This window comes from Paraprevotella xylaniphila YIT 11841, assembly GCF_900683745.1.
Taxonomy (GTDB): Bacteria; Bacteroidota; Bacteroidia; order Bacteroidales; family Bacteroidaceae; genus Paraprevotella; species Paraprevotella xylaniphila.
This window is the reverse complement of sequence record NZ_LR215980.1, coordinates 1,490,980-1,514,003: the sequence shown is the minus strand read 5'-3', so window position 1 is coordinate 1,514,003 and position 23,024 is coordinate 1,490,980. Positions and strand designations below refer to the sequence as shown.

At 39.6% G+C, this 23,024-nt stretch carries 16 protein-coding genes; 5 read left to right on the top strand and 11 right to left on the bottom strand.

Translation table 11 applies throughout. The features are described from left to right. Window positions 1-1,404: 1,404 nt before the first annotated feature. Genes E0E47_RS06470 through E0E47_RS06450 form a run of 5 tightly spaced genes read left to right on the top strand, consistent with a single transcriptional unit; the run spans window position 1,405 to window position 9,337 of the window. Window positions 1,405-2,685 (top strand): ATP-binding protein, encoded by a 1,281-nt coding sequence (locus E0E47_RS06470; RefSeq protein WP_130893274.1) that lies wholly within the window; start codon window positions 1,405-1,407, stop codon window positions 2,683-2,685. Window positions 2,686-2,700: 15 nt separating this feature from the next. Further along, window positions 2,701-3,846, top strand: coding sequence for an MBL fold metallo-hydrolase (locus E0E47_RS06465; protein WP_130893273.1), 1,146 nt, complete (start codon window positions 2,701-2,703; stop codon window positions 3,844-3,846). A gap of 4 nt (window positions 3,847-3,850) precedes the next feature. After that, the gene (locus tag E0E47_RS06460; RefSeq protein WP_130893272.1) at window positions 3,851-8,806 is read left to right on the top strand and encodes a serine protease; all 4,956 of its coding nucleotides are present in this window, start codon (window positions 3,851-3,853) and stop codon (window positions 8,804-8,806) included. Between the two features lie 5 nt (window positions 8,807-8,811). Then, the gene (locus E0E47_RS06455) at window positions 8,812-9,069 is read left to right on the top strand and encodes a hypothetical protein (protein ID WP_130893271.1); all 258 of its coding nucleotides are present in this window, start codon (window positions 8,812-8,814) and stop codon (window positions 9,067-9,069) included. Continuing rightward, the gene (locus E0E47_RS06450; RefSeq protein ID WP_130893270.1) at window positions 9,053-9,337 is read left to right on the top strand and encodes a hypothetical protein; all 285 of its coding nucleotides are present in this window, start codon (window positions 9,053-9,055) and stop codon (window positions 9,335-9,337) included. The genes E0E47_RS06455 and E0E47_RS06450 overlap by 17 nt, the downstream gene beginning before the upstream one ends. A gap of 2,493 nt (window positions 9,338-11,830) precedes the next feature. Here E0E47_RS06450 and E0E47_RS06440 read toward each other — a convergent pair. The 11 genes from E0E47_RS06440 to E0E47_RS06390 form a co-directional block, all read right to left on the bottom strand. Then, window positions 11,831-12,337, bottom strand: a complete 507-nt coding sequence (locus E0E47_RS06440; RefSeq protein WP_130893269.1) for a Panacea domain-containing protein — start codon at window positions 12,335-12,337, stop codon at window positions 11,831-11,833. Window positions 12,338-12,543: 206 nt separating this feature from the next. Beyond that, window positions 12,544-13,116: a YdeI/OmpD-associated family protein gene (locus E0E47_RS06435; RefSeq protein ID WP_130893268.1), complete on the bottom strand. Its 573-nt coding sequence runs from the start codon at window positions 13,114-13,116 to the stop codon at window positions 12,544-12,546. A gap of 7 nt (window positions 13,117-13,123) precedes the next feature. Next, window positions 13,124-13,729: a DJ-1/PfpI family protein gene (locus E0E47_RS06430; RefSeq protein ID WP_130893267.1), complete on the bottom strand. Its 606-nt coding sequence runs from the start codon at window positions 13,727-13,729 to the stop codon at window positions 13,124-13,126. Between the two features lie 88 nt (window positions 13,730-13,817). Then, window positions 13,818-15,122, bottom strand: coding sequence for a MobV family relaxase (mobV, locus tag E0E47_RS06425; RefSeq protein WP_130893266.1), 1,305 nt, complete (start codon window positions 15,120-15,122; stop codon window positions 13,818-13,820). Window positions 15,123-15,278: 156 nt separating this feature from the next. Beyond that, window positions 15,279-15,440: a hypothetical protein gene (locus tag E0E47_RS17275; protein WP_172604610.1), complete on the bottom strand. Its 162-nt coding sequence runs from the start codon at window positions 15,438-15,440 to the stop codon at window positions 15,279-15,281. Window positions 15,441-15,715: 275 nt separating this feature from the next. Beyond that, window positions 15,716-16,108, bottom strand: a complete 393-nt coding sequence (locus tag E0E47_RS06415; protein WP_128857460.1) for a hypothetical protein — start codon at window positions 16,106-16,108, stop codon at window positions 15,716-15,718. Between the two features lie 17 nt (window positions 16,109-16,125). Continuing rightward, window positions 16,126-17,358, bottom strand: coding sequence for a site-specific integrase (locus E0E47_RS06410; RefSeq protein ID WP_130893265.1), 1,233 nt, complete (start codon window positions 17,356-17,358; stop codon window positions 16,126-16,128). A 1,450-nt stretch (window positions 17,359-18,808) separates the two neighbouring features. Beyond that, window positions 18,809-20,203, bottom strand: coding sequence for a tRNA uridine-5-carboxymethylaminomethyl(34) synthesis GTPase MnmE (mnmE, locus tag E0E47_RS06405; protein ID WP_130893264.1), 1,395 nt, complete (start codon window positions 20,201-20,203; stop codon window positions 18,809-18,811). An 80-nt stretch (window positions 20,204-20,283) separates the two neighbouring features. Continuing rightward, window positions 20,284-20,775 carry a GAF domain-containing protein gene (locus E0E47_RS06400; protein WP_130893263.1) on the bottom strand — a complete coding sequence of 164 codons (492 nt, stop codon included), beginning with the start codon at window positions 20,773-20,775 and terminating at the stop codon, window positions 20,284-20,286. Between the two features lie 14 nt (window positions 20,776-20,789). Continuing rightward, the gene (locus E0E47_RS06395) at window positions 20,790-21,668 is read right to left on the bottom strand and encodes a nucleoside phosphorylase (RefSeq protein WP_130893262.1); all 879 of its coding nucleotides are present in this window, start codon (window positions 21,666-21,668) and stop codon (window positions 20,790-20,792) included. Window positions 21,669-21,698: 30 nt separating this feature from the next. Then, window positions 21,699-22,949, bottom strand: a complete 1,251-nt coding sequence (locus E0E47_RS06390; protein WP_130893261.1) for a hypothetical protein — start codon at window positions 22,947-22,949, stop codon at window positions 21,699-21,701. Between the last annotated feature and the right edge of the window lie 75 nt (window positions 22,950-23,024).

Sequence of the window (23,024 nt, the reverse complement as noted above, 5' to 3'; positions counted from 1 at the left end):
GTCAAGTACATTTTCAGGATTGTTTTTGAGAGTAGATGTGATTTCTTAATGAACATATAGAGTATTTTGTGTAAATGGAAAATACGGGGCTCAAAGTGGGTTCCGTATTTTATTTTCTCATTTGCGAAATGAAGAAGATTATGAAGGAAGATACTGGATATTGTCTCAAAAAGTGTGTCTAAATTAGGATAATAAACAAGTCTGCAGATTTTTTAGATATTATGAAGATTATTGATTCCAATGGATATTTCGGAAATATGAAATTCAGAATCTAATTTTTTTGTATTAAACCAACCTATATTTTCTTCAGCAAAAGAAAATCAGCCTGCGCTTCATATTCAGTTAATTCGCATTGATGCCAACCTGTAGAAATACTAAGATTAATATTTTAATAGAATGTTTTTGATATATACATTGGAATATCATTTGTAGTTATTTTCGCTCCTAACATTTCAATGTATATAGCTGTTTATCAATGTTATAGTGTTTGAATATATTCGGAAACAAGTAACAAAAAATATTATTCAGACATTAAATATCTGCTATTTCAATAGATTTTATAGATAAAAGTATTAAAATTATATCAAGGGACAAAATTTTGTCCCCCGAATCCACATTGGGGGACAAACGGGGGACAAAAATGTTGAAAAAATAGGCATAACAAAAGAAAATACCTTTCCAAAAACTTTTATTTTGCTATATTTAAGTCGTTTTTAGTCAGTATTTTAAGTCGTCTACAACTATAACTATCTGATAGTCAAGCAGTTAGCTATTTACCGATGCAATATGTGTTATAAGCTTGTAACCCATTGATAATCAGATATTATTTTGGTGTTTATTCATGCTCGGGGACAAAAGAGGGACAAAAAAATGGAGACAATCTGCAAAGAAAACACTAATACAATTTCATTTTTGAAAAACGTGATTAAGGAGCCTATTAAATCTCCTTTATCCCTTGTGTCCCTCAAGTTTTGAACAGGTGTATTTGCTCTTTATACCTCTTTTCTTTCGCCGCCTCTTATAGATATAAGTTTAGTCTTGTTTATTGTATATCTATCAAAGTTCTAAACCAAACTATTTTGCTTGCCAAAAGAGACAGAAACTTTTCTTTTTTTGGCAGGCAATACATTTAAAACTCGAGAAATAAGGGGGATAGTCTTACGTGAAGAAATAGTTGGAAAATCAGACTGGATAGAAAGGTCGTTATCTGATCAAGTATGTTGTTATTTATTTTTAAGTGGTAAGCAACTGCGCTGATTTTCTCATTTGCCTAGAACTCTTAATATTCTTACTAAACTTACCCTATTTTAGAGGGATCATAGTTTGTCTAAATAAAATAAAATACTTACTTTTGTAGAACATAAATGCGTAAATACGCAAGTATGACATTATGGTATATATAATATGGAGATAAAGCGTAATATTCATCTTGAAAGGCTCATTAAGAGCAAGCATAATGGAATGATTAAAGTCGTGACTGGCATCAGAAGGTGTGGCAAGTCGTACCTTCTGATGAATCTATTCAGACAACACTTACTTGATGGTGGCGTGAATGAGAGTCATATAATTATGCTAGATCTAGAGAATCGGAGAAATAAAAAATTAAGAGATCCAGATGCTTTGTTGGAGTGGATTGACTCCCAAATTATCGAATATAAGGCTTTCGGTGATGTTCCACAAGAGGAATGGTACTATGTGATGTTGGACGAGGTGCAGTTGGTACCAGAGTTTGAGGATGTGCTGAACTCATACCTAAGCATTAAGAATGTGGATATATATGTGACTGGAAGTAATTCACGGTTTCTGTCGAAGGATGTGATTACGGAGTTCCGTGGTCGTGGTCATGAAATTCATATTACACCTTTATCAATGAGTGAGTTTGTCGATGCTCATCCCGAAATGACTTTTGAGGAAGCTTTGGATCAATATATGACATACGGAGGTTTGCCCATGGTTTGCCTACAACCTGATGTAAAGGAAAAGGAAGCATATTTGAAAGGTCTATTCGAGAAGACATACCTGACGGATATCAAGGAACGCTACCACATAAGAGGCAGTGATGTAATGGGAGAACTAATTGACGTCGTTGCTTCCGGCATAGGGGGACTTACAAACCCAACGAAGATAGAGAATACGTTTAAAACAGTTAAAGGTATAGGAGTTGGAAAGAATACTATCAAGCAGTATTTGGAGATGTTGGAGGAATCGTTTTTGATTAGAAAAGCGGTACGATATGATGTAAAGGGACGAAAGTATATTGATACACCTCAGAAATACTATTTTGAAGATTTGGGGCTCAGGAATGCACGCATTGGCTTTCGTCAAGTAGAGAAGACTCATTTGATGGAAAATATGGTGTATAATGAACTTTGTCTTCAAGGATACACTGTGGACGTAGGAGTTGTGATACACAACACAAAAGATGCTGAAGGTAATAGCCAGAGGAAGCAACTTGAAGTAGATTTTGTGTGCAACCGTGGGTCAGAGAGAATATATGTTCAGTCAGCCTATGCCTTGCCCGATAGAGAAAAGGTGGAGCAGGAACAGGCCTCGCTATTACACATTAAAGATGGATTTCGCAAAATAATAATTGTGGCAGACAGATATTTATCTGGATACAGCGAAAATGGTATTAGGATTCTTAGTTTGAAAGACTTTCTTATGGATGGAATGTCATTGGATTAATTTAATTATAGTGTTATGAGAATTAATGTATTTCCTGCATTAAATGGTGATTGTATCCTTGTTGAATATGTGGCATCTCATTATATTTTAATAGATGGTGGATATGTTAACACCTATAATAATTACCTTTTACCAAAACTTGTAGAAATTGCAAATAATGGTGGGACGGTTGATGTGGTAGTGGTTACCCATATAGATGAAGACCATATTTCAGGAATTATTAAGCTACTTGAAGAAGATGTACTTCCAATTTCCATAAAAGAAATATGGTACAATGGATATAAGCATGTTCAGTCGGTAGCAATAGTTTCTGAAGAAGATGAAATATTTGCCCATAAAAATATATGTAAAGAAACAAATGTGATAAATCCTAAGTCAATTAGTGCTAAGCAAGGTTGTACATTGTCAACACTTATTGCTAGAAAAGGACTTTTATGGAACGGTCCAACTAAAGGTAATGCTATGAAAGGGTTAATTTCGTATTTGTTAGGGGGTGCTACTATTCATATTCTTTCTCCCAATAATGATGATATTAGTAATGTTGAGCTTTTTTGGAAGAAAAGATTAATTAAAGATGGACTGTTGTCAAAAGCACACAGCAATGAATATTGGGACGATGCTTTTGAGTTTTGCCTGAGCAAAGAAAAACCTGGTTTTCATTTTCACAAAAAGAAAGTATCTAAAAGCTACGATTTGATTAAAATAAAAGAAGAGGCATATGTACCTGATGATTCTGCAACAAATGGAAGTTCTATAGCATTCGTATTAGAGGTTGAAGGCAAAAGAATATTATTTTTGGGAGACGCTCATGCCGAGACCATAGTTGAATCATTAATAACACTATATGGTGAGAAGAATGCTCCTTTCAGATTTGATGCGGTAAAATTGTCACATCATGGAAGCTTTAACAATAACTCTCCCAAACTGTTGGACATTATAACTTGCGATAACTGGCTTATTTCAACTAATGGTGATAAGTATGATCACCCTGATTTACCAACATTAGCTCACATTATAACTAATGAAAATAATAATGCACCTAAATTATATTTTAACTATAATCTGGCCGTTAGTGAAGAATTAATGAAACAAGACTATCATAGAGACAACAATTTTGAGATAATATACCCAGATGATGATGGTATAACGATAACACTTTAATGATATGAATGAAACACTTATAGTTCAAATTATTTGTGATAAAGAAATTGGAACCGCATTCTATGTAGCTCCAGATCTTTTATTAACAGCATACCATACTGTCTCTTCATTTAATGAAGATGGTAATAATATTATAAAGGATACCCAAGATGGTGATTTGCGATTTAAGGTAGTAAATAACTACGATGATATTGATGTTTCAGTATTGAAAGTGACGGGACGTACTTCTAAGGGTTATTATAAGTTGCAAGCTCATCATAACAGAATAGGTGAAGAATTTGCATCTTTTGGGTATCCAGATAAGTCAATTAATAGTGGTCTAAGACTTTGTGGAATAATATCACAAAAGATATTTAATTCTGTAGCAGACTACAGACTATATGCTAAAGATGTTGAAGATTCATATGATTATCAAGGAATGTCTGGAGCACCAATTCTACTTGATAATAAGGTGGTCGGAGTTGTTATAGAACAGGAGGGAAATCAATTGTCTATTGTTAGCGTAGAAAAGATTGGTATGAAATTGACCGATGTTGAGATAGAACAAGACGTTAGAATAGACACAATGCCTAATTCAATCGCAAAAGATGTTGAAACAGCCAGTCCTAACTATTCTGTTTTTGAATTACTTGAATCTGTTCTTGTAGCGGATAAGAGTCATTGGATTTTACTATATGGTTCTCCAGGCTGCGGTAAGACAACAGCTGTTGCTGGTTTTGAGCCAGAAAATAAAAAGTTGGAAATTGTAGGAAGGTTCTTTTTTAAAGTACCCAATGACGAAATGAGTCGTGCTATTAGATGTTCTGAAAGTTTCTTTGTAGATTGGATCGAGACCATTTTTATTACCAAATTAGGTGTTGATATAGAAAAACTTACACTTGAAGAAAAACGAAAGAAAATACCTGATTGGTTCAAATATATGAATGATGATCTTTCTGGCGAAGGAAAGGAAGGGGTCATTATTATTGATGGATTAGACGAACTAGCAACGGATGAAAGTAATCGTGTAGATGATATCCTGTCTTTGTTGCCAGAGAATTTGCCTAGTAATATTAAGGTTGTATTATCATGTATTACTGAAGAAATACTTCCAACCAATATTGTTAGAAAGCTATCTACAGAAAGTAAAATAGAAGTAATACCCCTAAACATGGCAGCATGTGAATCTTATATACATGATAATAGTGGTGAATGGGAGAAACCTTATTCATTTATACAGGCAGTTGCCAATAAAACAGAGGGACATCCTCTGTATATGAATTACTTATGCCGTTATATTGCAGAAACTTTTGATGAAAAAACAAGGGAAGAATGGTTAAATGAGTGGGTCGAGGGTTTGCCGACAATAGATGGTGATATACGTTCCTATTATGAAGCAATATGGAAAAAGGCTAACCCCAAAGGCTGTGTTTTTGAAGTATTGGCATTACTATCACAAATTCGTGGTTCCATAGAGGAAAATCAATTAATAGCCATGATGAGAGAACCCAATCCTTATGAATTCAAGTCATCAACAAGGGAGTTTAGTCATTTACTAAAAGATAAAGATGAAAATAATTACGAAATATATCATAGTTCATTCAGACTTTTCGTTACAAATAAATTGGCATCCATAATAACTTATACTAATGATCAGATTGCTAAATATTGTGAAACAAATAAGAATCTGACATATTCTATAGAAAATATTTTGCATCATGTTGTGAATGGCAGTGATGCTATAAAAGGGTTGACAATGTGTAACCAACAGTGGGCGGACAATTGTGCCTTACACGATGTGTCGCCCGATTTGATAATGCATGATATCAGAGAATGTCTGTCTGTAGCTGTAGATCGTGGTTTGGCTGTAGAGGTAATAAGATTGATGTTACTTGCCCAACGTATTGAGAACCGATGTGATTCAATAATGGTTGATAATGTGAACGCATTCGTTGATTTGAATATATTACAAGGAAAGCCTGATGTAGCATTAAAGTATATTGTAAGAGATAATGTTTTGTTGGTTAATCTTCAGAATGCTATGATATATCTTCGACTTATGCTAGAATTAGGCTATAACGAGCAGGCATTCAATCTGTCTAACTCAATTGATGCAGTAATCAGAAAAGCACTTAGGGATACATCAGAAAAAGGTATTGATCCGTATATATTTGTTGTAAAAGGCTTTTTGATAGTTGAAAATATATTGGCTGGTGTAGAGAATCCCAACGATATAATTCGCTATCTTAATCATACACTTAGTCATTTGAAGTCAGATAATAATGAATCTTTTGATACTGTAATTATGTCAATCCGAAATATAATTATTGCATATCAACTTTCCATTCAAGTAAGAGCTGGCAAACGGATAAACATAGACAGATACCTTAAAAAATTTAACCAGACGTGGGATGAGAGTGTAGTGATGCTATTAATAAATGTGATGGCCCTATATGAAGAACAAGAAACCGGATTACACAATATTGGTTACAATGAGGCTTTTAAAGATTGTTTAAAGCAGGTTGAACAAGTTTTGTTACACAATAATTTTTCATTTTTGGGTGAAAATTTGAAGGTTATCCTAAATGTACTTATAGATAAGCCTATACATGCAGAGATTCTAAAGAAATTGCTTGTAAGTTATAATCCTATTCCTGAAACATTTGTATTCAGAGACACTAATGGTGTTGATATAGATGTAGAATCTCTATTGAATTTTTATCAAGAATGTCTTTATAAAGCATATATTGACGAAGTAATATCCTTGCCATCTTTGAATAAAAAATATTATGATGAGCTTTCCTGGGAGGAATATATTGAGGCCTTAATTCGCCGTACCGCATATATGAATGGTATTCTCTACCGGAAACAAGCAATGGATGAAGACTATTCTGAATTATATACTCATATTAAAGAGATATTTGATTATATCGACTTTTCTTTTGAAAGAAGAATCCAATGGAAAAGAAGTTATCTTCTTCCAGAAGAGTTATTTCCATTTCTTTATGACAAATTGGCAGAGATATACCGAGACTTTTTTGTAGATAAGATAGATGATTTTATGAAACATCTAAAGAACCGGATGCCAAACCAGTTGTGTTTGTACAGAGAGGGCTATTGTGCAACTCTAATAAGGATGACTGGTATATTAGGTAAAAAGAGCAATACGCGGCAACAAGCTGTATTCTTAGCTGACGAAATTGTTAAATATATACTTTATGCTGTACAGAATAGAAGTGAACGGTGTTATTATTTACTTCAGATCTGCCGGGAATATGCTATGATGGGTGAAAAAACAAAAACTCAAAACACTTATATTGAAGTATTGAACAGTTCTATGGGACCAGATTGGTATAAAGAAGCTCAACTAGATCTGATTAATGAATTTCGTAAAACAGATACATTTTTTGACGCTGTTCAAGTCGCACATATGGCGGCAATATTTGAAGAAGCATCTGGCGAAATGACATTTCAAAGATATGTTCAGCAAGAGAAAAATGAATTTGTTGCAACTATAGCTAAAGCATCTTCACTATCGGATGCCATTACCTATTATAAATTTGAGACTATTCCATCTTCTGAAAGAATTATCAGTAATGCAGAGGACTGGAAAGTAGACATGCCGGCTCCTGGCAAAGGCTATGATCTTGGCGCTAACCATTTAATAGAAGCTAGTGCAATTTGTCAGCTGTTAAGCGAATGCAAGGAAGTGTCACCTTATATAAAATATGCTATAAGTGAATTATTCTGGGAAAATTGGGACAAAATGCATAATGACTATCAATATGCAAACCTTCATTCTGAAATAATAGCAGAACTAGGAGAGAAGAAATCTATAGAAATTCTCGCCCCTAGAATGGCAGATTATATAGCTCATATATATGATACAAAGAACGGTATTTATTTAAAAGACTTTGAGGAAAAGGTTATATTCGACAGTTTTTTGGATTACCTAAATCGTTTTTTGGAGGAAAGGGGAATTGAGTGGAAACGAAGTTTGAAGGAAGAAAAACACTCAGAAAAAAGAGAAAATCTAAAAGAAAAGCTCGATTCTCTTCCTTCAAGTAAAGCACTTCTTGATTCTATGAGAAAGAATATCGTTTCACCATTAGGAAGCTATTGGTACTCTCTCAGTGAATTTATTACACCGCTTATTAATAAGTCAGATTTTGATAAAACAAAACTTTTTGATATTATATCTGGACATTATGACATTAATGTGCGTCCTTCAAAGCAACAATACGAGAAATTTATTGGTATGTCTGGTTATCATGAAGAACATAATCAGGATGAGCAAATGATTCATTTTCTGATATGGTTTCTTGTTCATCCAGATAGAAATGTTTCGATGAGAGCAGAAGAAGCCCTAAAATGGCTATGTGAATATGATCATAGAGTAATAGAATGTTTAATAGAAGAGATTAAACAATATGTTGAAATAGGTCTGAATACAATAGCTTCAGAGGTTTTACTTGAAATTGCTATTGAGAAACCTTCTATAGTATTAGAATGCATTCAATCTGACTATGAGCAAAAGGAATTACTTAGTGTTCGTAATTTTTCAGTCTCAAGGAATCTTTACGAAATTGCATTAGTATTGTCAGAGAAATGTGGGTATAATAGTTTACTAGAAAAAATGAAAACCATATTTCCTAATACAATGACTGATAGAGGTGATGTATTGATAGATTTTGAGGATATGATGTTTATTGAACATAAAATTGATAAACTCAATAACTTGCAGGTTACTGGCGGAAAAGAGTTTGCACAACCTTATTTGGACGCTGTACATTCATTGAAAGATGACGGTACGATAACAAGACTGTTAAAAACAGATGAATACATACGAAGAAGCTTCTACTTGAACGGATTATTCAAAGGTAGGTATATAAGGACAATGGAAGATGTACTCAATAGAGTTCTCTATAACAAAGTGGATTATGAGAGGGTTGGAAGAGTGTATTATGCAATTAATAATTAATGTATATGACTAAATATTTAGGTTCATCATATCCAGGTAGAAGAGAGTTTGAGAGAGGTGCAAATCTGCTCAAAGAGAGTATTGATAATGAACGTATTTTATTTGCTCGTGGTATTGATGCTCATTTATTTGATTCATTATCAAGAGTTAGAACACTACCTAACGGTAGAATAAATCTTGATACTATAGACGAATTGGTACGTTCTACTTTCCATATATTGGCGTCTAATAATTTTAAAGAAATGTATGAAAGAGAAAAGTAAATATGGTATGCCACCGCCAACTTCGCGGGCAGAATTTGAACACAATGTTTTCCTTCTAGTTGAAGATTTTGAAAGACATAAGAACAACCAATCTTACTTGGAAAATCGTTTATGGGCTTTGGGGGAATCTTTAGAGCATTCAAGATATTTGCCCAATAGACGAATAGAGTTATCCACTATAGATGAGCGGATGAGACTTCTTTCAAATATGATGGATTGGGAAAAATATCTGCCACCTGTGTCGTTAAGAGAGAAAAATAGTGAATGATCACCAAGGATATATTTTATATTAGGAAGAAACGGAATGATTATCCCGTTGTTTTTTGATCCTTCTCATGAAATTAACCTTGAGAATAACTCGAAGAAAGATTGGATACTTTATCGACACAGTGATATACTGCGACCGATAACTACTAACAGACTCAGTAGATACCTTAGATGAATGCCGTATGCTTGCGGGAAGTCCCAAGAGTGCGGCATTTCTATATTGAACACAACCGACACATTTGAACAGTCATCAACCTTGTGACAGATAATTTCTCACCTTACCTGGATGCTTACCCTTGCCAGGCTTCACCACTTGGATCTTGAACAGCACGCGATACTTTGTGATATCCTCGTGAATTTAGCAATAGTTTGAAGTTCATCTTTGTCCATCAACAACTCTCACACCTTTACAAAAGCAGTATTGAAGACCGGGGAGGAAGCAAATGCATGAGGCTCTGGCACACGATCATTTCCAAACTACGTGTGGCCGTGATAGGCCGACACGAAGAGATTGTAGCTACTTGTATGGTTGCCGTCGTTATACGGTAATCTATATCAGCAAACCTATTCCAAACAGCTTGAACTTCAGGATTGAAATTCTTCCATACAGCGATTGCTTGGCGGTGTAGATCAAGATGAATAAGTCGTCTCTGTTTGCCGGAAAACTCATACCTAGACTTGGATTTGAAATAGCAGATGTCATCCCTAATGTAAATTCTAGCCGTAAACTAAATTCAGGTAAAAGTCTAACATCGTCACTAAACCAATATCACTAGAAAATAAAAGACTCACCCTGAGCGCGCTGTTCTTATGGGAAGCGGGGTGAGTATGTTATTGCAACATTTAATTAATAAACTTCATATACCGATGTTTTTCTTAAATATATTGCAAGAATGAATTATATGGTAATAGGTCCTTGCGTTAATTTTTCTAGGTACTTTAACAAACCTTCCGATGCATGAAGGAATAAGATAAAATACTTTTTAAACATTTCGAACAAAATTTCATCTGATGTAATTCTAATTCCGTATTAGTTTATATGTATGTATTTGTTTATCAGTGGTTATGGCATTTGATATTTTAGAAACTAAGAGATTGAGGGTATCTGTATAAAGCAATAATTATCTATGATTTAGATAGATTTTATAGTGAAAAGTACTCAAATTACATAGAGGGACGTAAATTTGTCCCCCGTATATGGCTTGGGGGACAAACGGGGGACAAAAAATCAGTCACAATCTGCAAAGAAAACACTAATACTATTTCATTTTTGAGATTTATGGTTTTGGAGCAATATGTCCCTTTGTCCCTCGTGATTTAGAATTCTATATTTTCTCTTTGTCCCTCTTTTTTCCTTCACCATATAACTTAAAGTTTAGTTTGTTTTTTGTATATCTAATCAAGTTCTAATCTAAACCTAATTATTATCTTTTTGGTCGGCAACGCTTTTATACTAAACCAAGTATGATTACTGTTTCATTAAGTTTTTGTAAATTGACATTTGGGCTTTATGAATAAAATTGTGGTGCAAAGGTTTATTGCATCGCAAGTTCAGGTCCTTTTGATTTCTGAACAAATCTCCACACTCCATTGTAATCTGACTACTTTTTTATATTTCATTTTGCATATTCAAATAAAAGTCGGACATTTGTATCGTAATGCTTGGTAAAGCCTCTGTTATCAAAATACGTAACCAAGTTAAGGGTATACCCGTTCATCAAGAACGGGTTTTTTCGTTTATGACCATCCCTTTGTTTTACCATACCAACACATAAAAGATGAAAACAATCATTCTGAATCAACGTAAAGAACGTGATGAACTGATGTCTCCGCCCTTATTTGAAACGTAAGAATAGAGATTTGCTATTGAGCAGCCATCTTATCAAGTTGATAACAGGTCCCCGACGAGTGGGTAGATCCATTCAGGCATTATTGATGCTGCGGGACAAGAATTTTGCATACTTGAACTTCGACAACCATCAATTGTTAGAAGCCTGGGATGCTGATTTGGTCATGCGGTGTATGGTAAACAGCATCTGGTCTGTTTTTAAAATGCAGAATTTCATGTTTGAAGAGGTTGTCTGTTGTCTTTCCGCTTTTTATAGATAGCGGAACTAAACAGCAGGATAATTTAAAATATAGGGTGCTATTTTGCTTGCCAGTTTGCCTGTTCCTAGAGTAGTACAGTACGATTTAAATAAGATAATGAATTGTTGGAGCCGGCACTAATTCAAATTCTGGCTTTTTATTTGTTCTCATTTGGCACATCATGTTCAATGCGGGTCATTACAGACTTCTTGTTGTTTTTTGCAAGTGGACGTTAGTTGTTTTACTTTGTTGAAGATTCATCATTCCTAGAGAAAAGGCTGATTCTATCTGACTATTAGCAATCCATAGATGGAACTCTTTCCGTAGTGAGGCCGATAAATGATGGAATATCTACTAATTCGACTTCAGGCTTTTCAAGCCTACTGATTCAGTCGTCCATGCAATTTTAAGATAAAGCGTTTCTTACAATTTGTTTTTTGCGGATATAATCTACCATTTCCTTATTGGCTTTCCCAGCCCTTGCTATATCCATGATAGTAAGCAAATTCTTTTGCGGATCATCCTTAATACGTGTCATAAATTCTTTCCATGCCGAGTCATTTGACAGGTCTGATTGGTCATAAGGGTCTGTATCCCTATATTTGGTAATGGCAGCATCCAGACAACGCTTGTCTGAGCCTGAAATGTAGTCCATATCAGGTTTGGCAGAAGCATAAATTTTCTTTTCATGTACCTCTATTCCGGTAAGGAAATCATTAAATCCTTCTTCCGTAGGCTTTCTTCCTGCTGTTTGTAGGGCCTTATAAATATAAGTCGGTACCGGACCATACTTCAATGCCATGAAAGAGTCTTCTATAAGTACCTTCCCATATTTGACAAGATAATCCTGTTGTGCGAAATAAAGTATTCCAAATAGCTTTGTATATTCAACTCCTTGGGGGAAACTCTGCATAATATAGAGTAATACTGTCTTTATTTTAGATTTTTCTCGGTTTGACTTAACCGATTGATAAATAAACTATTAGCGAATTATTTTAAAAATAGAGGTAACGAGTTAGCAACCGTGCGATTTTCAGCGATTTGCGGTACTATGCTGTCAAATAACTCTTTCAAGAAACAAAGTTACATAAAAAACTACAATAGCAAGCACATACAATCTTATTTTTTGCGGTATCCTATCAGTCGTCCGTTATCATTCCATTCTCCAAACATTATATTGTTACGGGTATTCTCAATGAATTTGGATAACCTGTTGGCAAACATAACGGAATTAGTCTTCTTAATTTGAATCGTATCTATGCGTACACGTTGATAAAGAGGGGGAAAATTGCTAAAATTACTCCATACTGTTTCATCCTCTTTAAGTGCTTTTAATATTTCATTGTCTATTAGAAAGGAATCCATATTTTTAGGATACGCAATTCTTCCTGCATCGGTCATTCTTCCTAAATATTCCATTCTTCTACACCGTTCCTTATTCAATTCAGACCATACGCTACCTTTTCGTCTCGGTGCAAATCTTTGATAAGCGATTCCATCAATGCGTTTTAATGTACTATCTATCCATCCGAAACACAAGGCTTCCTCCACGGCATCAATATACCAAAAGATTGTGTCATCAGATGGCTTACCACGTTTTACATTCACCCAACATTCAGATGCTATTGTGTGATTAATGATAAGCCATTGGCGAAATTCATCCTTACTGCAAACATTCAACAGATTATCCATATATCATTTAATCAAACAAATTACAGAACCCTTGTTTGTTGAACTGGTAGTACATTTCAATACGTTCCAGAGTATCGTTCTCCAATAATAGTAATAGTTCTTTTGCAAATTCAAGAGTTGCTGAACCGTTGGCTGTTACTATATTCTTATCACTTACAGATTGAGCATGAATATACCCGTCAGAATTTGTGTAATTTCCACCTCCCCATTGCTTGAGTTGGTCTAAACCATTTCCTGTATGCTTGACAGTATTAAGGAATCCATGTTTTGCCATAAACGAAGCTGCATTGCAGATTGCTCCTACAATCTTTCTTTTTTCAATAGCTTGTTGGACAATAGGTGCGACTTGTTCAGCAACAAATGTACTCCATCCAAAACCGCCTATCAGCACCAATGCGGCATAATCATCGGGCATAGTTTCAAACGAGTAATCGGGCAAAGTGCGAAATCCACCGATGGATTTAACTTCCTCCAAAGTAGGAGCAACCACTTTATTAATATACTTGGGATTTTCTTTCAAAGCATATTCGTCTGATGCAATAGCTTCAGAAAGATATACTATTTCATGCGCTGCATAATTTGGCAAAAGGATATATAAGACTTCGTTACTCATATTAAATTTATATTGAGATGTAAATGAGGACACAAAAGTACAAAATAATTGCAATGTAACATTCTACTATCACGGACATTATAATAATTTACAGCTTAATACCTCGATTTTGTTTCCTTGTAGATACTTTCAGTTTCTTTATAAACTCATCTTTCTTGCGTCTGAACCAACTGACGTGTGAAACGCCGTCTATATTGAGTTCAAATTTTCCCTCCATGTCCTGTCTGAGAGAGCAAACTGCACCGTCCGCCTTGAAGAGTTGGTTAAACTCGCGTGAATAGAGTTCTCCTTTAATGGAAACATCTTTGAACATGCACAGCTTCTTAATGACGGTATCGCCAAAGTTCAGAGTATCACGTAAGAACTTAATAGTTGGCATTAGCTTTTCCACATAAGGGAAATAGTGTTTGACTAAATCCACGAACTCGGACAGCTTACCATTCTGTTGCTCATATGTGCTTTTCATTTCCTGCATCTGTTTGGCTTGTTGTCGTTCCCGTTGTCGGGCTTCTTCTTCAAGTTCAATGATGCGGTTTTGCAGGGCGGTGTTCTCCCTTTCCAGCGTCTTGACCTTGTTGCTACCGAAAAGAGAACCGACGCTCTCGGCGATGTTGGCGGCTGCGGTGGTTGCCGCCCCTTTCAGCTTCTCGGTCTGTATTTCTTTTTTCGCCTGTCTTAGTTCTTCCCGTGCCGTTTCTTTCTGCTGTTGCAAATCCACCACTTCCGCTTTGAGGTCGTCGGCGAGTTTCTGTATATCCCGATAATACTGCTGCGTGGACTTGTGGCGAGCCTTCGAGCCGTCTATGCCCCTTTGCAACCCGTATTTCGCCATAGCTTCGGCATAGGTATCTTGATAGGATTTCAATTTCAGCCGTGTCATAATATCGTCTGCGCACAGCCTCACGGTGTCGGTCGGCTTCTTGCGGTATCGCTTCTTCGTCTGTTCCTCCCTTTTCCTGCGCTTTCGCTCTCCCTTGACGATGGGAACGAGCGTAACGTGTATATGCGGTGTTTCCTCGTCCCTGTGCAGGTGAGCCGCCACGATGTTCTCCTTTCCGAACGTGTCGGCGAAGTATTTCAGATTGTCGGCGCACCACTCGTCCAAACGTCCCTCTTCCTCTATCCGCTTCATGTCCTCGTGCGTTCCCGACACATTGATGCGGATTGCCCGTACTTGGTTGCTTCCGATTTTGCGTGTCAGCCCCGCTTCTTCCAATCTTCTTTGGATAGCCGCCGAACGGTCTTTTATCCCGTCGGGGTAGCCGATGAGCCTGCGGTTTAGGTGCGTGCGTGTGGGGTCGGCGTTCTTCGGTATGATGAAGCGCTCGATATGTGCGGTCGTTCCGCTGTCGCTGCCGTGCGCCTTTTCCATGTGTAAAACTACGAAACCCATATATTCTTCCTTTCTTTTTTGGCTTGTGAAACAATAAACTTGACTATCTTTGAGGGCGGTGAAATGCCGTTCTCGATGGGGGTGTGCAGAGGGGCTTGCCCCTTGCCTTATTGGGGAATTTTCAGCGATACGGAGTATTGCGGCTCGGAAAATTCCCTAATAAGCTACGGTATTTTCTCCGTAAATACCCTGCGGCGTGCCGTTCGTCTGCCTTTCGGCGGTGGCTGTCCCTGCCGTCTGCTTACCCGTATAACCCCACCTTATTATTTTTCCCTTTCGGTCGGTGGAGGGCGGCGGGGCGGTCGTTTCCGTTTTCAAAGGCTCTTTTGCACGGGGCGGTCGGATACAAGGTTTTCCCGATAAATACGCTCGCAGCGAAGCGAGAGGAAGATTTATCGGGAAACGGCGCAGCCGCCTGACCTTTTAGCCGACATAAAGCCCCGTGCTTGCTTTGCCTTTGTAAACGGAAATGATTGCTCCGCTTTCCTCTGAAAAAGGAATAGAACCTGCAATATATATCACCATAGTGATAGGTTTGCATGTTGGCATGCTGGTATGCTGATACGTTTGCATGTTGGTATGTTGATATATCATCATGCTTTCCAACGGCTGTTGGGCTTGCCGTCCGAAACAACCGACACGAATACCATCGTTTTCTCTTTTCGCCCGTGTATAATCCTTTCCAATAATGCCCTGCGGACTTTCGCCGCCCCGAACGATTCGACACGGAAAGCAAGGGCGGCTATCGTTTCGAGGTTGTAAACCTCCGCGCTGTATCTGTCCGATATGTGGATAATGCGCTTTATGTCATATACGCTCAAAACTCCGCTTTTGCAGAGTGCCTTTATCCCTGCCCGAACCGTCGGGGCGATAACCCCGAACAGTTCGCAGATTTCCCACTCGGTCATGGCGGTTGCACCTATATCGTTCGGCAGGAAGATATTGCCCTGCCCGTCCATCGTGATAATGTTCCTTTCTTCTTTCATCGGTATTCTGTTTTTAATTAGATGGCTCGGCAGATATTCTTCTCCATATCCTCCAACTTGTGCGACAGGGTTTCCATGTCTTGGCTTATCTTCTGGGCGGTGATTTTGGCGTAAATTTGGGTTGTCTTTATGTTGGTATGCCCCAAAAGGCGGCTCACCGTTTCAATGGGTACACCGTGCGACAGAAGTACGGTCGTGGCGTTCGTGTGGCGTGCCACGTGGTAGGTCAAACGTACCTTGAAGCCGCATTGTCTGCCTATCTCTTTAAGTATCTTGTTGCAACTTCCGTTACTCGGAACGGGGAAAACATGACCGTTCCTTGCCAGTCCCTTGTACTTTTCGATGATACGTTTGGGAACGTCCAAAAGGCGGATGTTCGATTCGGTGTTGGTTTTCTTTCTTCGGGTGATTATCCACAGGTTGCCATCGAAGAATGTTTGCAGGCGGTCGGCGGTGAGGTTCTTCACGTCCGAATACGCCAAACCCGTGAAAACAGAAAAGACGAACAAGTCCCGTACAAGCTCGTGGGTGGCGTTCTTCATGGGTGCGTCCATGAGCGTCTGTATCTCCGTTTGCGTGAGGTAGCCCCTGTCCACGCTTTCGGGAGAGTTGATATATCCGGCAAAGGGATTGAACGGCAAACGCTCGTCGTTCCTCGCAATGGAAACGATGTGTTTCAACACAATCATGTAGCCCCACACGGTATTGGTGCGGCATTTTTTCTCCGTGCGCAAAAAATACTCGAAATCGTTGATGAACGTGAGGTTGAGTTCCTTTAACGGAATATCCTCACGCTTGTAGGTATGGGGCAAAAACTCCCGAATATGGTTGCAGACCGTCCGATAACGGTTAAATGTACCTTGCGCCCTGCTGTGCCCGACTTTCTTCTCGAATTCGGCATTGTGCTGCTCGAACAGTTTTAGCAAGGTTTCCTGCTTGATGCCGATACCGAGATAGGCGTCTTTTAGTTTGGCGGCGGTAACATAACCGTCCGTCTGCATTAACTCTTGATAGCGACGGTTTACCTCCACACGGATTTTATCTACCGCAAGGTTGATTCTCTGCGCTTCGACGCTCTTGCCCGAAGCACGGCTGTTCTTCACGTCCCACAGCCGTGGGGGAACGTCCATCTTGCAACTGAACTGTTTAATCTCGCCGTCCACCGTGATACGGCACATCAGAGGCAGGTTGCCGTTCGGCTTCTCGCTGCCTTTTTTCACGTAAAATAATACCTTGAATGTACTACGCATAACTCACTCCTTTTTTTGGTTACAAAATTAGTTATTAGTGAGTTACCGACAGCTATGTAAATCGACGCAAAACGCAGAAAAAGAGCCTTTTAGCAAGAAATCTGCACCCGTTACGGGAGTAACGAGGTGGTAACTGAACTTCTGCACCGTTTGGCTTCAAGGTGGTATTTCGTTGGCTCTGCCCCATAGAAAAACAAAGCGTAACGAACGCTCTATCAGCTAATTCGCTACGCTTTGCCCAAATTTACTTTTTCGCTATGTGTTTATTTTAGTAATCTGTATAGAGGTTTTCATTTTTATCCATTATAACCGATATATACCCCAAATATAAGCATTGATTTGAAAACAATGATCTTTTGTTATAGCTTTTATTGTTGTAATACCTCTTAACAAGTCGGATATTTTCGGGTCTCAATTTGACCATCTTATGCCTCGTTGGAGTGGTGCTTTGTCTGACCTTTACCCCCCCCCCCGAGTCATTTATAAGTTTTGCAGCTAGAAGAAAAACAGGTTGGAGCCATTTGCCATGGCGCAGCTATCTCTTTTCTTCCCTTATTTTGACTTTACTTTAATGAACGTATATATGAATACAGGGATAAAGTAAAGTGGTGCTGCACCTTGCAATTCGTCGTGTCGTACCAATGAGAAAAATACCGTAATTTGGCCAGATCTCCTCAATCATTTTTTGAAATTGTTGCTGATTTCAAGGAAAAGTGTAGACTTCAAACCTCAATTTTGATGGAAAAGTGTTTAAAGGGACTCTGATTCGTTGGAAAAAGTGGTGCTATCCATTTGAAAAAATGTAAAGTTCATAGCCGTCAACTAAATTCAGGAAAAATATCTAACATCGTCACTAAACCAATATCACTAGAAAATAAAAGACTCACCCTAACCGCGCTGTTCTTATGGGAAGCTGGGTGAATATGTTATTGCAACATTTAATTAATAAACTTCATATACCAATGTTTTTCTTAAATATATTGCAAGAATGAATTATATGGTAATAGGTCCTTGCGTTAATTTTTCTAGGTACTTTAACAAACCTTCCGATGCATGAAGGAATAAGATAAAATACTTTTTAAACATTTCGAACAAAATTTCATCTGATGTAATTCTAATTCCGTATTAGTTTATATGTATGTATTTGTTTATCAGTGGTTATGGCATTTGATATTTTAGAAACTAAGAGATTGAGGGTATCTGTATAAAGCAATAATTATCTATGATTTAGATAGATTTTATAGTGAAAAGTACTCAAATTACATAGAGGGACGTAAATTTGTCCCCCGTATATGGCTTGGGGGACAAACGGGGGACAAAAATGTTGAAAAAATAGGAATAACAAAAGAAAATACCTTCCATAAAACTATTATTTTGCCATATTTAAGTCGTTTTTAGTCAGTATTTTAGATTGTTTATGTATATAACTATATGACAATCAATCATTTAGCTATTTACCGATGCAGAATTTCTTAAAAATATTCCCCAATACTTCATCTGTAGTAATTTCACCGCCTACAATTTCGGCCAGATGTAAAAGGCATTCACGTAAATCCTGACTGATGAAATCACCGGAAAGGTGAGTTTGAAGTCCGTTTTGTATGCGGTGGATATCTTCGAGAGCCAGAGATAATGCCTCGTAGTGTCTCACATTCGTGACGATGAGGTCGGAAGAAGTCAGTTCAGGGACAGAGGCTACCTTTACAAGGAGATTTTGCAGTTCTTGGATACCTGTTTTTTCTTTGGCAGAAATAGATAGCGTGACAGTGTTTTCTGGCAAGCCGGATAGCTTTGTCGGGATAGGCGATGCTTGGTCTGATTTGTTCAACAAGATGATGAGTTGTTTGTTGGAACAGAGAGGGAGGATACGGGGCGAAAGTTGTCGGATTTGGGCTTCCGCACAAGTATTGTCTACGACCCATAGGACAATTTCCGCTTGTTCCATCTTGTGGAAACTGCGTGCAATCCCCATGTTTTCTATTGTGTCGTGGGTGTCGCGTATACCGGCGGTGTCGATAAATCTGAACGTGATGCCGCTGAGGTTTACCGTGTCTTCAATCACATCGCGCGTTGTGCCGTGTATGTCGCTCACAATAGCCTTTTCTTCGTTGAGCAGCGTGTTCAGGAGTGTGGACTTTCCTGCATTGGTTTCACCGACAATCGCTACGGGTATTCCATTTTTGAGGACGTTTCCCACGCTGAATGAGTGGACCAATCCACTGATGACTTTTTCTATATCTCCGGCAATGGTTTCCAATTCGCTACGGTCGGCAAACTCCAGTTCCTCATGGTCACTGAAATCCAATTCCAGTTCCATCAGGGAGGTGAGGTGGAGCAAGCGTTCGCGCAAGGCAGACAGTTCGCGGCTGAAACCGCCCCTCATCTGGTTCATGGCCATCCGGTGGGTGGCAGCGGACGAAGAGGCTATCAGGTCTGCCACGGCCTCTGCCTGGCTCAAATCCATCTTTCCGTTCAGGAAGGCACGTTGTGTGAACTCACCCGGACCGGCCGCCCTGCATCCTTTCCGGATGAGCAGTTGCATGACTTGTTGCAAGATGAAAGACGAACCGTGGCATGAGATTTCCACGCAATCTTCGCCCGTGTAAGAATGAGGTGACTTGAACAAACCGATCAATACTTCATCAATGATCTCCCCATCGTCTTGTCGGATATGTCCGAATGCCATGGTGTAAGCCTTGCGTTCGGAAAGGGGGAGGGGGTGTTTACCTACGGGAGTAAAAATACGGTCGGTTATGGCGATGGCATCTTTTCCTGAGATGCGGATTACGCCAATGGCACCTCCTTGTGCAGTGGCAATGGCACAAATTGTATCTTGCGTGTTCATGAGAGCTGTTTGCTATTTCAGAAACTCCCCGTCGCGTCTGTAGTGCAGACGGACGGAGAGGGATATGAATGTTTAATAGGTCATCGGTACAGTGTGGCAGCCATCAGGTTGACCATTTCTTCCAACCCCTTACGGTCGGTTTCGTCGAAACTGTCCGCTTTGTCACTATCTATGTCCAATACTCCTTTTATTACCTTATTATATATGATTGGAATCACGATTTCAGAACGGGATTCGCTGCTGCATGCGATATGTCCGGGAAAAAGATTCACATCGGGCACTATCAGAGGGCATGCCTTCTCCCATGCCGTACCGCAGACACCACGTCCTTTCCGGATACGGTAGCAGGCAATGCTCCCTTGGAACGGCCCGAGTGTGAGTTCTTGTTCGGATTTCACCAGATAAAATCCTACCCAGAAGAACCCGAACGCTTCTTTCAGTGCAGCCACCGTGTTGGCCATTACGCTTATCTCGTCCCGTTCCCCTTCGATAAGCGTGGCGTAATGTTTGAGAAATTGGCGGTAGCGTTCGCTTTTGTCTGAATCCTCAGAGGGTTTGAAATCGATATTCATGCTTGTATAATCGTTTAAATCCGGTCGATGACCAACTGAATCAGATCGTCGATTTTGTTTTTGTAACTTGGATCGGCTTCTCCGGCCACCCGGTTGGCTATCACCATGCAACATGTCGTGGCCTTGTGTCCCATCAGACGGGCCAATCCGGCCAGTGCGGAACTCTCCATTTCGAAATTGGTGATTTGAAGTCCGTTGTAAGAAAAGCTTTCAATCTTCTCATTCTGGCGGGGGTCCGCCAAAGGAATGCGGAGCTGACGGCCTTGCGGGCCGAAGAATCCACCGCAGGCTACGGTGATGCCCCGTACCATATCGTCGGCAGCTATGCGTTCTATCAGTTCCGGATGTGCGTCGATGACGTAAGGAGCAGGGGCGCACAGGTTTCCGCTCCATCCCAAATGATTAAGCAACGCGCGTTCTAACGGCAGGTCGCATACGGCATTGCGCCCTTCATAGAAGTTCAGCAAACCGTCGAAACCGACTGATTTTACGGAACAAATGAATGTGCCGACCGGCGTATAAGGCTGAAGCCCGCCGCATGTACCGATGCGCACCAGTTCCAAGCTGCGGAGCTTTTCTTTTTCCCTGCGGCTGTTGAAGTCGATGTTGGCCAAGGCGTCCAGTTCGTTCATGACAATGTCGATGTTGTCGCAGCCGATACCGGTGGATACGACCGTGATACGTTTCCCTTTATACGTACCCGTAATCGTTCGGAACTCGCGGCTGGAGATGTCGCATTCCTGGGTGTCGAAATGGGCTGCCACTACGGGGACACGCCCCGGGTCGCCTACGAGGATGACCTTGTCTGCCAGTTGTTCCGGTTTTACGTGAAGATGGAATATGCTCCCGTCTTCGTTGATGATAAGCTCTGATGGTGCAAAATACTTGTTCATAAGCGTTATGGTTTTAAAAGATAAACATGATCATTTTTTGTGTGATTGTATTTCTATATTGCGGATGGTTTTGGCTTCCGCACGCAGTGCCGTTTCAGCCTTTTCGCATTGTGCTTCAAGCTGAAGGATTTGTTGGCTCAACGTTTGACGTTGCGCGTCGTTGCCGTTGGCATACCGGTCGCGCAGGGTTTGCAGTTGTTGGCGGTCTTTGTCCAGTTGCATACGGTTCTTCTGCCATGCAGCCATTTTTTTGCGTGCTTCCGGAGATTTGAAGTCGTCCAACAAGGTGTAAGTGTTGCGGTTGTCTATGACAAACTCGAAGTCCTTCTGCTTCTTGACCACCTTGGGTGCACTCAGTGCGGCTTGCAGCCTTTGCCGTGCCTGTGCCACGGCTTCCTTGTCCCCCCATGTCTCCGCGATACTGTGGATAAGGGCCAGGCGGCATAGTTCATCCTCCTCGTATATATTGGCATCATACACCTTGCGGACATCGTTCGGGATGAAGATGTAGATACACACCTTGTCCTCCGGTTGGTTCCGGTCGGACACGAACCATCCCAGTTGGTTGAACTCGTCAATGGCCAACATGTAGTCATTGGCAGGCGAGTTGAAAGGCATGCCAAGGTTTTCCGGATAGAGGAATTTCTTCTCATCCATGTCATAGCGTGTCACGAAGATGTCATATCCTCCGATGCTTTCCTCTCCTTGGGCGGCATAGTAAAGCGTGATGCCATCGGATAGCATGAACGGATAGTTCTGCGCGTCATCTCCGTCCAACTCATCCAATTTATGGGGATTGGTCCATTGGCCTCCCACAAGGTCGCTGGTAAACAACCGGAGGTATTTGTTCTCGTCCGGTTGTGCGAAATATATCTTATTGCCCAATTCGGACAGGTAGACTGTGCAATTGTTTTCGTCCGGACGGTTGAAGAATGTGCCGTACGGACTGATTTCCCCGCTTTCCGGACTGAGTTTGATGTGGTTCAGGAACGTATTCTTGTCCACGACCAGGCTGTCTATGACCGTCACCCGTTCCGTAGCTCTCATCATGGAGCGCAACCGGGCTATTTTCTGCAATTTTCCTTCTTCCACGTCGGTCGGTTGCCGTTTGCGTTTCAGCTTCTTGATGTCCTGATTAAGGAGTTCTTCCGCCTCGTCAAACTGGTAATGATTCATATAATATTCAGCCGTCGGGGTTGGTATGGCCTGTCCGTTCTTCTGCGCTTGCGAAGGCAAGGAAAGCAAAAGGGAACAAAATACCGGCAATATATATTTCTTCATGTTCAAACTGATGGTTATACCTTATTTATTCAAAGGTAGGGATTTATTCTTTATCCTGTATCCTTTTCTAATAAT

Bases quoted from the DNA above. Each gene is read 5' to 3' on its own strand.
- E0E47_RS06465 (WP_130893273.1), top strand. From the start codon at position 2,701: ATGAGAATTAATGTATTTCCTGCATTAAATGGTGATTGTATCCTTGTT.
- E0E47_RS06440 (WP_130893269.1), bottom strand. From the start codon at position 12,337: ATGCAGAGTTTCCCCCAAGGAGTTGAATATACAAAGCTATTTGGAATA.
- E0E47_RS06415 (WP_128857460.1), bottom strand. From the start codon at position 16,108: ATGAAAGAAGAAAGGAACATTATCACGATGGACGGGCAGGGCAATATC.
- mobV (WP_130893266.1), bottom strand. From the start codon at position 15,122: ATGGGTTTCGTAGTTTTACACATGGAAAAGGCGCACGGCAGCGACAGC.
- E0E47_RS06400 (WP_130893263.1), bottom strand. From the start codon at position 20,775: ATGAATATCGATTTCAAACCCTCTGAGGATTCAGACAAAAGCGAACGC.
- mnmE (WP_130893264.1), bottom strand. From the start codon at position 20,203: ATGAACACGCAAGATACAATTTGTGCCATTGCCACTGCACAAGGAGGT.
- E0E47_RS06410 (WP_130893265.1), bottom strand. From the start codon at position 17,358: ATGCGTAGTACATTCAAGGTATTATTTTACGTGAAAAAAGGCAGCGAG.
- E0E47_RS06430 (WP_130893267.1), bottom strand. From the start codon at position 13,729: ATGAGTAACGAAGTCTTATATATCCTTTTGCCAAATTATGCAGCGCAT.
- E0E47_RS06395 (WP_130893262.1), bottom strand. From the start codon at position 21,668: ATGAACAAGTATTTTGCACCATCAGAGCTTATCATCAACGAAGACGGG.
- E0E47_RS06450 (WP_130893270.1), top strand. From the start codon at position 9,053: ATGAAAGAGAAAAGTAAATATGGTATGCCACCGCCAACTTCGCGGGCA.
- E0E47_RS06390 (WP_130893261.1), bottom strand. From the start codon at position 22,949: ATGAAGAAATATATATTGCCGGTATTTTGTTCCCTTTTGCTTTCCTTG.
- E0E47_RS06435 (WP_130893268.1), bottom strand. From the start codon at position 13,116: ATGGATAATCTGTTGAATGTTTGCAGTAAGGATGAATTTCGCCAATGG.
- E0E47_RS06460 (WP_130893272.1), top strand. From the start codon at position 3,851: ATGAATGAAACACTTATAGTTCAAATTATTTGTGATAAAGAAATTGGA.
- E0E47_RS06470 (WP_130893274.1), top strand. From the start codon at position 1,405: ATGGAGATAAAGCGTAATATTCATCTTGAAAGGCTCATTAAGAGCAAG.
- E0E47_RS06455 (WP_130893271.1), top strand. From the start codon at position 8,812: ATGACTAAATATTTAGGTTCATCATATCCAGGTAGAAGAGAGTTTGAG.